Raw genomic sequence first — 14,658 nt, forward strand, 5'->3', positions numbered from 1 at the left:
ATAAACAAATTTTCTCAAAGAGTCATCGTGCGAAAATTTAGACTTGCTGTTCTCTCTCTAACGGTTGTTGCTTCTGCGGGCATCCAATAAACCAAGTGAAATCTTTCCTTAGATAAGGATGTCGTGCAATTGATGACACACTCATGATCCTGCATATTGATAATGCTCCTGACGTTTTGAATTATGTATTAATGCTGCTCAAGAAAGATATCCGGCAATTTGTTACGAAGCAGTTTTCGGAGTACAGGCACGGATGGGCACCTGCCTACATACAATAAACAGACCGCAAGCCTGGTAAGTAACAAAGGTCGTAAGTTTGCAACTACCTCAGGAGGTGTCATCCGTGCCCGGACTATTTAGTGCTATCGCTCTGTTCATCAAGGAATTGACGCTACTCGTTTCCTACGTGAAAAACAACGCCTTTCCGCAGCCATTGACTGAGAAAGAGGAAGCTCGACACCTAAAGCTGTTTGCCGAAGGCAACGCACATTCCCGTAACACACTTATTGAACATAACCTAAGGCTGGTGGCCCATATTGTGAAAAAATTTGACAACACCGGCGAAGATTTGGAGGATCTTATATCCATCGGCACCATTGGACTGATCAAAGCTATTGAAAGCTTTCAGACCGGAAAAGGAACAAAACTGGCAACATTTGCAGCCCGTTGTATAGAAAATGAGATCCTGATGCATTTAAGATCCCTGAAAAAAACACGTAAAGACGTATCTCTCCACGATCCTATTGGGACTGACAAGGAAGGTAACGAGATTACTTTAATTGATATCCTCGGTTCCGAGGCGGACGATATTGTAGATAAGGTACAGCTCAAAATCGAGAAGAGCAAAATCTATCGCAATCTGGATATTTTAGATGAACGTGAAAAAGAAGTGGTAATTGGCCGATTCGGCCTGGAAGCCGGAGGAGAAGAACGAACACAGCGGGAAATTGCACGAGAACTGGGAATTTCTCGCTCGTATGTATCACGAATTGAAAAGCGTGCGTTGATGAAGTTATACCATGAATTTTACAAGCAGAAGGGATAATGAATAAACAGATACCTACCTAGAACTTTTGACTATTTGGAGGCCCTATAAAGGGCCTTTTTTCATGATTTGAATTTCAATTTGTTTTCCTTTTTTCTTAAATAAGTACTAACTTTTTTCTAAATATGACAATGGAAGTGGGGAATAGACTATCGTATCTCCATCCTCATCTCGTTTTAAAATAATAGCGAACTCAGCACCATTACTCTCATCGCCTCTTGGCAACGGGAAGATCATAGCGGGACAACGCAACTCATAATTATAAGGAAATTCTTTTCGAAAATCCTCTAAAGCATAATTCAGAATTGCATCTATTTTATCGGTAAGCACATGAAACCCACCTATTACAAAATCATTGGACTCTTGGGAAGCGGTATACTTCTCAAATAATTTGGTTTTGTATTCCTCAACAGTATTAAAACAAACTTCCCAATCCAAAGGGAATACGCCATCTGCTAAATAATAAGAGTATATTTTCATATTCCATACATTCTCCTTCTCGCACCTAAAATAGTTATTTATATTGTTTCTCTCAATCTTTTTCGATATAAATTAGCCTAGCCTTGAGAATGAGCTTGTTAAAGACCCGAAAATAGCACCCTTTTCTTATTTCCTCCTATATCGTTTGAATTTTTTAATTACGTAGGTTCTTATCCCGTCCATTGCTAGTATAGTTCATGAAATAACTGGTTGCTATTATAATGTTTGGCCACTCATTTATGATTATGCCTTTTTTAATTAAGGAATACATTCATTGAGAGTTTCATATAGATCATATACAACAACATATTTAGCAAATTAGAAATAATAACCAGTGTGATTCCGAAGTTATCCGCTGTAAATAGTATTCTAAGCTGACTAAAAGAGGGCACTGTCACAATTTCCTCTCCTACTTCGGGGTACCGTCGTAAGATTAAATCGGACCACACTTCAGATACAAATTCATCGTTGCTTTTCAATTCAAATCGTGGCAGATGACTAATCGACTCAGATCGCTTTTTGCCAACTGCCTCTGCATCTTCTTCTTGCTTCCGGGATGCGTAAGGGTAGAGCAGATACATACCAAAATGATATAGATGAATATCTATCTTATTGTCCATGAGCTCGTCCACCAGGTACTTGAGCATTATGAGACGGTCAGGCTTCTTTTCGGCATTCAAAAAGATATCATATCTGTGTCTCAGGTTTCGAAAGAATCTTTCCAGGTATTGGTATACATATCGACCTGCACCCGGCTGCAGGCTAGCCACTTCTCCAATCGATCAAAAACCTTAATTTCAAATCCCGATTCATTTCTCCATACTTCAAACCGGATGTTCTCCTCTACCGCCGGCCCTCCAATTGTAACTTGATCTCCTATCAGCATACCTTCAAGATTAGCTTTTCGACTTAGGCTTAGTTTCATAAAACTCATCCTTTCCTTATTAATTAAGTCCAACTGATCGACTCCACAGCCCGTAGCAGTTATTCAATCAATCTTTACTTGTTGCAGGTGTAAGGCTTTTGCCGAAGCCCAACCGCCGATGATAAATTGACATCGGACAATTTGTCCGATATAATCAAAACAAAACGGACAAAATGTCCGAATTTATAATATGAAGGGTGAAACTGGGATGTATATCAAAAAGTTGTATTTTTTACCTGTAGGTGAATGTTTCCTAGATCAATCGGCAGTTAATCGAACCCTTGCCCCCGGGGAATTAGTCGGAATGCCTGTGTGGTCTTTTCTATTGGAAACGACCAGCGGGCCAATACTCATCGATACGGGAATGCCCGACGCTTTTATCAACAATCCCGATTACTACAAGGGGACTAGACGTGAAGGGCTCGTCGTCCCCAACATGTCTGACGGCGACTCGATCGTAAATGTGTTAAAGCGTGTCGGTTATCGAGCTGACGATATTCAAATGGTCATTAGCTCCCATTTACACTTGGATCATTCTGGGGGAAACGGGCATTTCCGCAATACGCCGATCCTTATTCAAAGGGCAGAGTATGATGCGGCCATAAACAATGAGGATTACTCTCCATTAGAGTGCAGGCTGCCCGATTTACAATATCAAATCATTGAGGGTGACCATGAATTGATTCCGGGGGTTCAAATTTTATTCACTCCGGGTCATTCCCCTGGCCATCAATCAGTCCTTGTCACAACGGAAAAGTCGGGTCCAGTGCTACTGACAATTGATGTTGCTTATACTCGGGAGAACTTCGAGAATAGCGTACCGTTCTTGACATTCGATCAAGAGATGGCTGCCAAATCGATTACTCGCATGCAGGAGTTAATTCAGGATGTTCGGCCGTCCTATGTTTTCTTGGGACACGATAGAGATCAGGCGCAAAAATGCCGCACCTTTCCTGACTTCCTGTAATGGAGGGACAGGCTATGGATACTCAATCAATGGCTTTATCCGGCAATGAGCGGAAATTAATGGGGACACTTTGCTTGCTCATTATTTTCGGAAACATCAATATGACCATGTTTAATTTGTCTATACCTTCGATTTCCGCTGACTTTGCCCTGACCTCCTCGCAGTTGAGCTGGGTTATGGTCGGTTACAGCATTTTGATGGCTATCGGCGCCGGTACTTACGGCAAGTTAACGGAGTCCTTTTCCTTTCGCCAGCTGTATGTCATTGGTTTGATCCTTTTAGCTTTCGGCTCTATGATCGGCTTTTTTGCAGCTTCATACTTGCAAGTCATCACTGGAAGACTGCTGCAGGCAGCAGGGGCCTCATCCATCTCTCCCCTGTCTTATGCGGCAGTAACCCTGTATTTTAAGCCTACAGTCAAGGGACAGGTGCTGGGAACCTTATCCGCCACGATTGCCTTTGCTTCCGGCTTCGGGCCTGTGTTCGGCGGTTTCGTGGAGCAATACTTTGGTTGGCGTGCTTTGTTCATCGTGTCCAGTCTGAGCCTATTTGTTATCCCTTTGATATTCAAGTATGTTCCTGACAAGAAACACGACCGCGGTTCATTCGATTTTCTCGGAGCTGTTTTGTTCTCCGCGGGACTGGCGTTGGTGTTGCTAGGGGTTACGAACTATTGGTTTATGCTCATTGCAGGAGCAGCAGTTCTTCTATGGTTCGGTACTCATATTCAGAAAAAAGAACATCCATTTATCGATGCATCTTTCATGAAAAATGCTCCTTACCGACGAATTCTAGGGATTGGATTCCTTACCTTCGTATGCAACACGGGGTTAACCTTTACTCTTCCTGTCATGATGAAGAGTTCCTTTCATTTACCAACTAGTAAAATCGGTCTGCTGATGCTTCCCGGTGCCGCCTGTGCAGCCTTGCTCGGATCCCGGATCGGAGGTTGGACAGATCGTTTCGGAAGCTCCCGCGTGCTTGTCATATCGCAAAGTCTCGTCATCAGCGGAATTATACTACTGGGGGTATCCGTACATTTGCCGCCATGGATCGACGCTTTATTGATCATTATCCTTATGATTGGATTCAACGGTGTTCTCACCTCTAGCAGCAATTTAGTTTCGACGACACTCCGTTCGGCTGAGCTGGGTGTGGGGATGGGTATTTTCACACTGGCCTATCTCCTAGGCGGAGCATTCGGCCCTGCGCTGGTCGGCCGACTGATTGATCTAAAGATGCCTTTTTTTGTTGTTTATTTTACCATTTCCCTGTTGGCAATCCTGACATACTTATTCGCAAGAAAAGCAAATCCTAGCGGAAGCTATGGTAATTAGTTTGGTAGACTTACGACATGTCCGAAAGATATGGAGGATGAATAGATGAGTAAATTAAATTTCCAACTGTCCTTTGCTGCTATTCATGAGCTGGCCGAGGGGATCCGAACAAGGAAAATATCCCCGGTAGAGATTACAGAACATGCGCTTCACCGCATCGAACGTTTGAATCCGAAACTGAACGTTTTCGTTACCCAAACGTCCGAACTGGCGATTGAACAAGCGAAGCAATCGGAACGCGATATTATGCATGGTCGGTACAAAGGGCCCCTTCACGGGATTCCCATCGTTCATAAGGATCTATATTACACTAAAGGGATCCGAACAACTGCCGGTTCAAAAATATTGAACAGCTTCGTCCCCGATTACGATTCGACGGTTGCAGCTAAGCTACATGAGGCTGGAACAGTTCTGCTAGGCAAAGTACAGACTCACGAGTTCGCTGCGGGATTGACAACAACTAGCCCGCACTTCGGTCCTTGCCTCAATCCGTGGAACACTGAACTTGTAACGGGAGGTTCAAGCGGCGGTTCGGCTTCTGCTTTAGCGGCTGGACTTACTTATCTGGGCACAGGCTCGGATACCGGAGGTTCGATCCGCATACCCGCTGCTTTGTGCGGTGTCGTAGGGATGAAGCCGACGTACGGTCGGGTCAGTCGGTATGGTATCATTCCAATGGCCTGGTCATTGGACCACTCGGGTCCGTTGACCCGCTGTGTCATGGATGCGTCCCTGTGCTTGGATGTGATGTCTGGCTTCGATCCAAAGGATGAATCGACTGTCGATCTGCCTGCGCCAGGTATCAAGATGTATCCGAATGGTCTCAGGGGTGTGCGTATCGGATTGCCGACAAGCTACTATTACGAGGATTTGATGCCGGAAGTGGAAGCTGCGATGAAGGCCGCTATCAATAAATTCCGAGAACTGGAAGCAGAAATCATCGAAGTTAGCCTGCCCCTGATCAAACATGTTAGAAGTGCGACGATGGCCATTATGATGACGGAAATGTACTCGTACCACGAGAAGTGGCTTGAGACAGAATTGGAACAGTATGGACCGGACGTCCGAATGTTTCTTGAAAGCAGTAGAGATATTCCGGCTTCCATTTACCTTCAGTCTCAGCGGGCCCGGCAACTAATTGTCAATGATTTTTTGAATGCATTGTCCGGAATCGACATCTTGTTGACGCCGGCAACACCGATCACTGCGCCGCGTGCAGATGATGATGCTAGTGTATTCAGATTGAACTCATTTACGCTTCCGACCAATTTGACTGGCTTGCCTAGCCTGAGCATGCCTTGCGGCTTCTCACCTTCCGGTCTGCCGATTAATATGCAATTGATTGGCCGCCCCTTCGAAGAAGCGACAGTACTAGGTATCGGCAATACTTATGAAATGAATACAGACTGGCACAAGAGACATCCGGATTTGTAAGCCTGACTATATTTGATGGAGGGTAATCTATGGATCAAAAGCAACTTAACTCTGAAGTTAGCAGGAAAGCATCAACCGAAACCGGAACAGATACGACGAGCGACAAGAAAAAAGCATACGAGCAGTTTATTCATACGATCGCAAGTTTAAAGGAACTGGACCTATCGGGCATTGAACCGCATTTGCCTCCAATTTACAAAAAGCACTATACCAAGAAATAAAAAAAAGCTCATCGGTCACCCGGGACTGACCCCTTAACGTGAGACAAATCAAAACACCTTCAAGAGAATGCAACCATGTCGTAAGATATGGAGACAACCTTGGAGGTGTTTTTTCGTTGGCAACAAGAGTCAGTTATCCATTAGAGGTTAAAATGAAGGCGATTGAAATGAGAATGGCTGGTATACGGTCAAAGAAATCATGGAGCAATTAAACATACGAAACAAGACACAAGTGGAAACTTGGATGAGATGGTACCGTAATGGCGAGCAGAACCGTTTAGAGCAGCCTGTAGGTAAACAATACAGCTACGGCAAAGGGCCCGAATACACTTCGGAATTAGAGAAGGTCCAGGCTGAGAACAGGTTTTTGAGACAACAACTAGAGTTACTAAAAAAGTACAGGGTACTGGAGAGGAGGTATCGTCCAAGATCGTAATGGAGTGGATAGAGTCGATCCGAGGGGAAGTGAGTGTGAAGCAAGCTTGTGCATGGATAGGAATCTCTCGCGCCACGTACTATCGCTGGAAGGCGGAGTATGCGAGCAAACTTGAGGATCACTTGGTAGAGAAAATCCGTGAACTCTGTATCCAGCATAAATATCGTTATGGATACCGGAAAATCACCGCCTTGCTTCGGAGGGAGTATACGGTAAACCACAAACGCGTGCAACGGATTATGCAGCGTGAAGGGCTGCAATGTCGTGTCAAAGCGAAGAAACGGAAACCTACTGGGCAACCCATTCATATCGCGGAGCATCTACTAAAGCGACAGTTTGAAGCAGATACGCCTATGCAAAAACTTGTAACGGACATTACGTATTTGCCATTTGGAGGAAGAATGTTGTATCTGTCGAGTATTTTAGACTTGTTTAACGGAGAGATTGTGGCATACAGTATAGCTGAAAAGCAGGACACCGCATTTGTGCTCGATACCCTTGGTCAGTTGCCATCTCTACCAGGTGCAATACTTCATAGCGATCAAGGCAGCGTCTACACATCCTTGGCCTACCAGGAAGCGGTAAAAGGAAAAGGCATTACCATGAGCATGTCCCGTAAGGGAACGCCTGCTGATAATGCCCCCATCGAATCGTTTCATTCCACACTAAAGTCTGAAACGTTCTACCTCGAAGGTTTAACCTGTACGACGACGGCAATCGTCGAGCAGACCGTTCGAGAGTACATCCTTTACTATAACTCAATTCGCATTCAAACAAAACTAAACAACCAGTCGCCGGTTCATTTCCGACAACTGGCTGCTTAAACTTGGAAGGTGTTTTGATCCCTGTCTCACAAACGGGGGTCAGTCCCCCCAAATGAATGTATTTTTAATTTTTCACGAAATGTATTATAATTATGAAGACGGACAACATGTCCTATACACGAAAAACGGACATATTGTCCGTTTTTCGTGTTAAATAACAGTTAAATTAATGACGAAGGGAGATGTTTATGGTGAATTCAGAATCGCAATCTGTCTCTCTGAAAATTCCCAGAGAGGAGTTAAACCGAAGACGAATTTTGGCGGCAGCTAGAGAACTTTTCATCAAAAACGGTGTTTACAATGTCAATATGCATCAGATTGCGAAGACTGCTGGAGTAGGACAAGCAAGCCTATACCGCCGCTACTCGGATAAGGGCGACATATGTCAGGAGATCGCGTATGAAGAATACCAACCTTTGTTTGATGAAGTTCAAGCATTTCTTGATCAATCCCCAGAAACCGCTGCCTTGGACCGGATTTACCATGTAATCGTAAGATATGTCTCTTTTTTAGAGGCGAAAGTTCCTTGGCTCTGTGAGGTCAGCCGGGCCTCAACCGGGCATCGTCCGTTACAATCTCCGTTATGTCAATGGATGCGCAATATAAGCAGAAATCTGCTAAATGAGGCCGTTGAACAGGGAGACGTATCCGGGGTGGACATTTCATATACTATTGAAGCCCTGCTGGCCGTGCTTCACAATATCGATTACCATCTCCAAGATGAAGGCTTTACAAGCCAACGAGTTCTTGATGGATTACACCGCATATTTATTGAAGGTTTAAGAGCTAATAGACATTAATTGAGGGGCTGGCCACAAAGCCACATAACATGGATGAGGGATAGTCCTGCGTAACTCCTCTTTTTATCTCATAATGGTATATTGAATGTACAAAGAAACCATATCCTTTCAAATGGTCGGGTGGTACCTCCATTTTACCCAGGAACGGTTTCTTATTGTTTTACAATTGGAGAATAGGACGTCCCTAGTCATTTTTATGACTTATGGGACAACCCTTTTTTTCTGCCAATGACTGCTATGCGAGTTGAAGAGATTTGTACAGCACTTGGGGATTTTATTAAAATTTAGTCTATCTTTCTCCTTACGGATATACAGTAATACTTCGGGCATAGATTTATATAAAGTATGGTAAGATACCCCCGTGTATTCTAATACTGTACAAACTGTTATCCGGCCGGCTTTTTGGAGCAAATCGGAAATCACGAAGTCTACATCAGCCTTATATTTATTGATTCTTTCCTGTCTTAGTTTCTCTTTAGTTTCTTCTATTTTTGAAGTTATTTTATTGTTTAATTCGTTATAATTCGTGATTATATTGCTATAAGACATCCCTAAAAATGTGACTACATCCCTTAATGTAATTTGTTCATGATCGTGTGTTTTGATGTACTCATTTGCAAGTGACCAAAGATATTTTTCCTTTAACTTTTTCTTATTGTGGTTTTGCTTTCTAATTGCTTTAGAGATTCTATTACCCAGTCCGTACTCCCAAGGCAGAAAATGGAATTTTTAGATATCGAGCAATTGCCTTATGAGATATTTTAAGATTTTCATACACAAATGTTTGAAGAGCTTTCTCCAATTGATCTACAAGTTCAGCACTGTTATAATTCTGACGTTCTATTGTTTTCCTTTGATAATGTTCTTTATCAAATAGGGCATTAAATATAAAATACCGTTGCACAGAAGGATCAAATAAATAATAGTAGAACGTTAATATTCCAACCTAAAATCGCTTCTTGAGTTCTGTAGTAATCCGAGTTTACCCTCCCAATTTAAAAGCCCTCTAAAAATCTGTACCAAATCACTACTACATGTTCTGGTTGGACCGAATTTTTTAGATAACTCCCTTGACAAAAGCTTATTTTTATTTAAATATCCCATGATCTTGTACACAGTATTATTGGACCTTCCTAGTCGACGTGCTATTTCACTCACCGATTGTGTATTCTTTAGAATCTCCCGTGTTCTCTCAATCATACCAACCCAGTCATTAATTGATTTCCACATGTTATCTGAGGTATCAATCCCGTATTCCATCCAACATACTGTACAGACGGAATGCCTATTATATTTCTGACCTTGTACCATATGTTAGCATATATAGGGTAGATATAGTAAATAGAAACACAAAAAAACCAATAGAAACAAGGGGTTTTGTTTCTACTGGTTTAAAAATGTCTCAAACATATACCCAAAAATGTCTCAGTTATCAACCAAATCAGTCTCAATTATTACCGTTACTCACAGCCCCCCTCCCTAATTTTGGTTATTTCATTTGAAGCATATTATAAATCATCTCAGCAGCTTCCGCACGCGTAACTTCCTGTTTGGCACGGAAGCTGCCATCTGGATATCCTTGCACTAAATTAATCTCGGTTAGGCCAAGCACATCCTTTCTGGCCCACTCAACAATTTGAGAAGAATCTGAGTATACATTGCTTTCTTGCTGTGGTATAGCCTTAATAATGTTATTCACCATTTTAGCAGCCTGCTCCCGGTTTATGACCCGATCTGGACCAAATACTTTGCTACTAAAACCTCGAGCGACTTGATCCTTAATTGCTGTTTTGAGTAGATCAACGTACCACGCCGATGGATTAATATCCTCGAATTCTAGAGCCATATCCGTTTCGAGCGGTAATTTTAGAGAACGAACAAGCATCGAAGTGAATTCCATACGTGTTACAGGTCTGTTTGGTTCAAAAAGCGTGCTGGATGTCCCCTTCACTACGCCCAAATCGGCAAGCGCATTTATTTTCTCTCTATTAAATACCCGCTCGATGTCACTAAAATGATTTGGCTTCGTCTCGATTGTTAAGCCTTGAAAGAACTCTGTTTTTGTTTCTGTCGGCTCCTCTACAACAGTCTGAATCGGTTTTGCACTCCCTGCGCCTCCTGCTCCACCACCTGTATCCACAGTGTTCCCTGTAGTTTTGCCGTTTGCTTGTTTTGCCTCCGTGCGTTTTCCTTGACTATTTTCTGCCCAAAGTTGAACGGTATACAATTGCTTCTCTCTCAGTTGTCTCCAGATAAAACCTCGATCCTTGCCACGATATAGCTCAGTTCCTTCTTCACTGGCGAGGACGAAAATATCATTTTCATGTTCTGACTCCCAATGGATGATAAATTCACTATTGGTTGTTTCTGTCTTCGAAAACGCAAACGTTGGAGACGGTAGCGTCTCTGCCTGACCTTCTGTTCGCTTACCTTCACCGCTTGTGTTCACTGGCTTAACAGTAATACGAGACAATGTAGAACTGTCTAAACCGTCTACTTTAAACTCATGAGCAATCGTATGACCGAAAAGCATCTCATTTTTATAGACATTATAAGCATCTGCGCCTGGAGCTTCTTGCCACGTAATAAGCAGTTCGGTATCCGTTACGCTTTTCACAACCAAGCTACGATCTGGTATTTGACCTGGCAACGCGCGATACGTAAGAGGAGTTATGTCGCCTTCCCCCGTTGTATTCATCGCCTGTATACTAAACGAGTAAATTATACCGGGCTGGATGTCTGAAAGTATAATATAAGCCTTTCTAGTGTTAAAAATTTCTCCTGTATCTTTGCGGATTACAGCATATTTTGAAGCGCTCTTGATTTCATCCCAGGTCAGCGAAATCTTTCCATTCCCAAGTTCCGTGACTTTTACATTTTGTACCTGAGGCGGAAGCGTCAGCAGTTGACCCAACGCTGGTGGGCTGTAACCACTGCTGTTCCCACTCCTCACTTGAAAATCGTAGTTTTTCCCACCTGCTAAACCAGATACAACTACCCGTGGTTCCGTACTATAATAATTTTGACCGTTGATTGTTACCTTATATTGAGTTGCCCCATCAACCGGAGCCCATATCAATGTGGCATTATGCTCGCGAACATCTACAGCTGCAAGTTGTATAGGTGAATTAGGTAGTGTTAATACGTTGATAGATGTATCCCGACCCGTACCACTTCGATTGTAAGCTCGAATTTTAATATTGGCAGATCTGCCTGCTGGCAAGCCCTCAAAAGTATATGAACGGATACCACGCGGAATCTGCACCTTTGGTTCATCGTTAACATTCAAAATGTACCCTTCAGCCCCCTGCACATCTTGCCACGCTACACCGACAGAATATACATCCTTGGTTACACTTGAAAGTGTAGTTACCCGATCTGGCAATGTCATAACGCCGAGATGAGCGTAGTCTCCAAATCCTGTTGCATTTTCGGCAGATATACGATAGCTATACTCCGTTCCTGCCTGAAGCTCAGTATCGGTAAATTCTGTATACACATCGTTATAAACCGAGACCTCGTCTCGCTCAAGGGCGTAGTAGGTGGCAGTGATTACAGAATTCCACTCCAAGTCGATTCCATCTTCTCTTACGGTTACATTTCGGAATCCGCTTGGGCTGTCTGGTAGACTTAAAAAAGATACATGCTTTGCTGCCCCCTCTCCCGTGTCGTTTATAGCGGATACAGAAACTTCGTAATACTTACCAGGCTCCATTCCCTTAATTAAGTTATACACATCCTGTGTAACCGTATCCTTAAATATGATTTCTCCCGTACTTGCGTCCGCTGCTGTAATACTATATTTATTAGCTGAAAATACTGGCGTAAAGTCGGCCATAATTTCTGCTGAATGACGAGAGACTGGTCGCAACTGGACGTGATCTGGGGCATCAGGTAACGTTAATACATGCACTCGATTGGAATACGCATTGCCACCTACATGATTACTACAACGCACTTCATACTCATATTCATGTCCTCCTAGTAGCCCTCTATCTGTAAAAGAATTGGTGGGATGGCTAACATCCCAAACCTCATTTGTTGTTACATTCCGGACTGTATAGACATAACCATCGTTAAGACCAGAGGGTAGAGTCCATTGCAAATCAACCTCTGTGTTGCGTACAGATGTTGCCGACAGTACAACCGACTGCGGTTGCTTTTGAATGCGAAGTGCACTGCTGACCGTTTCGTAGATGTTTCCTGCCTGGTCTTTTACCTTCGCATGGACATACCATTCACCTTCATTTGAAAGATCCAGCTGGACTATGGGATCGGCTGCAGCCTCCCAGTTTTCGGGTGAATCGGAACTGTTCGTGATTTTATACTCCATTGTCGATGGTTCAATCCCTGAATGCTGATCAGCATATCGTATGTTTACATGAATATTAGTATCTTTCCATTCACGCGAATGGGGAGTCAGTTGGATGCTCGGCCGTTCCAAATCGATATAAGTTTTTGCGGTCACCGGAACGCTTCGATTTCCAGCTGCATCTACAGCCTGAGCAGTTACTTCTACAATCCCCGAACTATTTAATATTCCCGATGAACCAGGCACATAAGCGCCAGAGCCCAATTGATATTCATAATGTACGGCTGTAGTATCCGTTGCACCTGAGAGCGTAAATTGTACTGGCTTATTGATATATCGGGTAGGATTCGTTACCTCAGAAAACGCAACTTTCGGAGGGGTTGGTTTGGTACGATCAATCAGGACCGATTGAGTCACAATTGGACTAGACACATCAAGATTATTGATCGTCCGCGCTGATAGCTCATAACTCCCCTCTGCATTCAATGTAAAAGTGCTATTGTATGTCAGCCACTCCCCTGTTGGACTCAAACGATACTGCGTCATCTTAATTCCATTTGTAGAGTCACTCCCTGACTCAATGGCAATATTCACATCACGGTTTGTTGGACCTGTTTCGCTAGCCCGTATAAGAGGAGCCGTCGGCCCCTTTTTATCAATCGTGACTTCTTTGCTTACCTCCCGGCTCACATTACCGACGCTATCGATGGAACGAGCATATATCGTGCTTTTGCCGTCTTGATTCACATGAAACACTCCACCGTAATCCTGCCAATCCTGATTCACAACGCCGGTCAACCGAAATTGAGTATGAGCTAATCCAGAATAATCGTCTGCACCCGGTTGTAATGAAATGGCATATTCATTACTGTTTCCTGTTACGTCTATATTGGGGGGAGTGGGTGGCATCCTGTCTATCCGGACATTCGCGGAAGAAAGACCACTATACTGGTTATTCACATCCACTGAACGAGCATAAATTGTATTTACACCATGATCATAGACAGTGAAAGGCCCGATATATTGCTGAAATGCTCCTCCATTCAGGCTATACTCATAGTATTTTAATCCTTCAGGAGCTACATCTCCATCGATCCACACGGTTACATGCTCTTTGGTCCACCCTGTAACAGCCTGTCCCTCTGCACCTGCATGAATCTGGGGTGGTTTAGGCATCAAGTCTGATTTGGGAATAATACGGATTCCAAACCTGGATATTTCATTACTTGTCTGTTGACTAGTACCCATCGCTCTGAAATATCGAACATCCCTTAATGTAATAGAGTCGGTGATATCTATCCATTTTCCCTGGTAATCGCTATTGGCATAGAATTTCGTTACATTAGTCCATGTATATAAATTCGTTCCGTTAGGTCTCCAACTGTCGCCTGCTGCGGCATTAGATGTATATATATCGGTATGATAAGACCCCTCAATGTATACAAAAATCCTGTAATCAGAAGTCTTAATAGATCTTCCAATATCAATAAAACGATTTGTCGGCTGTGTAGTCCCATCACATTTATACCTTGCCGAACCCATGCCAGTGTATACTTCCGTTGCTCCTACCCCACTTCCTGACCAAGAGCCCCAACTGTCGCCCCCACCCGGCAAATTGTTTTGGCAAAAAGGGCCTCCTATGATTTCTTGGGTAGCAGCTGATACCCTTTCCGGGAATATAGGAATGATCATCAATAAGAGGAGTAAAGCCAGTGCTCCATACACCCATTTACTGTGCTTCCTAACCCTTCGTTTATTTTTTCGATACATATCACTTCTCCTTACTTTATTTTATTTTCAAAGATTTCTACGTACTCGCTTTGACTAAAATAGAAAAAGCACCCCAAACCAAGGCAATAATGCCTGAGTTTGAGGTG

The 14,658-nt window shown here is 43.3% G+C and carries 10 protein-coding genes and 1 pseudogene; 7 read left to right on the forward strand and 4 right to left on the reverse strand.

All coding sequences use genetic code 11. From position 1 onward, the window contains the following. Positions 1-343: 343 nt before the first annotated feature. Positions 344-1,045, forward strand: coding sequence for an RNA polymerase sporulation sigma factor SigK (sigK, locus tag ACU1JV_RS04415; RefSeq protein WP_013372224.1), 702 nt, complete (start codon positions 344-346; stop codon positions 1,043-1,045). 108 nt (positions 1,046-1,153) lie between these two features. Here sigK and ACU1JV_RS04420 read toward each other — a convergent pair whose 3' ends face one another. From ACU1JV_RS04420 to ACU1JV_RS04430, 3 genes are all read right to left on the reverse strand, one after another. After that, a complete protein-coding gene (locus tag ACU1JV_RS04420) occupies positions 1,154-1,525 on the reverse strand; it encodes a hypothetical protein (protein WP_264215992.1) in 372 nt (123 codons plus the stop codon). Between the two features lie 254 nt (positions 1,526-1,779). Then, positions 1,780-2,145 carry a hypothetical protein gene (locus tag ACU1JV_RS04425; protein ID WP_225683670.1) on the reverse strand — a complete coding sequence of 122 codons (366 nt, stop codon included), beginning with the start codon at positions 2,143-2,145 and terminating at the stop codon, positions 1,780-1,782. An 80-nt stretch (positions 2,146-2,225) separates the two neighbouring features. After that, positions 2,226-2,450, reverse strand: coding sequence for a hypothetical protein (locus ACU1JV_RS04430; protein WP_413986708.1), 225 nt, complete (start codon positions 2,448-2,450; stop codon positions 2,226-2,228). 208 nt (positions 2,451-2,658) lie between these two features. On the opposite strand from ACU1JV_RS04430, the gene aiiA reads away from it, so the two are divergent. The 6 genes and pseudogenes from aiiA (at position 2,659) to ACU1JV_RS04460 (ending at position 8,469) form a co-directional block, all read left to right on the forward strand. Further along, a complete protein-coding gene (gene aiiA, locus ACU1JV_RS04435; RefSeq protein WP_413986709.1) occupies positions 2,659-3,417 on the forward strand; it encodes a quorum-quenching N-acyl homoserine lactonase AiiA in 759 nt (252 codons plus the stop codon). 14 nt (positions 3,418-3,431) lie between these two features. Continuing rightward, the gene (locus ACU1JV_RS04440; RefSeq protein WP_446724498.1) at positions 3,432-4,754 is read left to right on the forward strand and encodes an MFS transporter; all 1,323 of its coding nucleotides are present in this window, start codon (positions 3,432-3,434) and stop codon (positions 4,752-4,754) included. Between the two features lie 45 nt (positions 4,755-4,799). Next, complete coding sequence (locus ACU1JV_RS04445; RefSeq protein WP_413986711.1) at positions 4,800-6,188, forward strand: amidase; 1,389 nt, start codon at positions 4,800-4,802, stop codon at positions 6,186-6,188. A 29-nt stretch (positions 6,189-6,217) separates the two neighbouring features. Continuing rightward, complete coding sequence (locus tag ACU1JV_RS04450; RefSeq protein WP_029515917.1) at positions 6,218-6,409, forward strand: hypothetical protein; 192 nt, start codon at positions 6,218-6,220, stop codon at positions 6,407-6,409. A 116-nt stretch (positions 6,410-6,525) separates the two neighbouring features. Then, positions 6,526-7,669 (forward strand): annotated as a pseudogene (locus tag ACU1JV_RS04455) (IS3 family transposase). Positions 7,670-7,857: 188 nt separating this feature from the next. Continuing rightward, positions 7,858-8,469, forward strand: coding sequence for a TetR/AcrR family transcriptional regulator (locus tag ACU1JV_RS04460; RefSeq protein ID WP_413986712.1), 612 nt, complete (start codon positions 7,858-7,860; stop codon positions 8,467-8,469). Positions 8,470-9,958: 1,489 nt separating this feature from the next. On the opposite strand, the gene ACU1JV_RS04465 is transcribed toward ACU1JV_RS04460, so the two are convergent. Continuing rightward, positions 9,959-14,551: a fibronectin type III domain-containing protein gene (locus ACU1JV_RS04465; protein WP_413986713.1), complete on the reverse strand. Its 4,593-nt coding sequence runs from the start codon at positions 14,549-14,551 to the stop codon at positions 9,959-9,961. Between the last annotated feature and the right edge of the window lie 107 nt (positions 14,552-14,658).

It is taken from the genome of Paenibacillus sp. T2-29 (assembly GCF_052921365.1).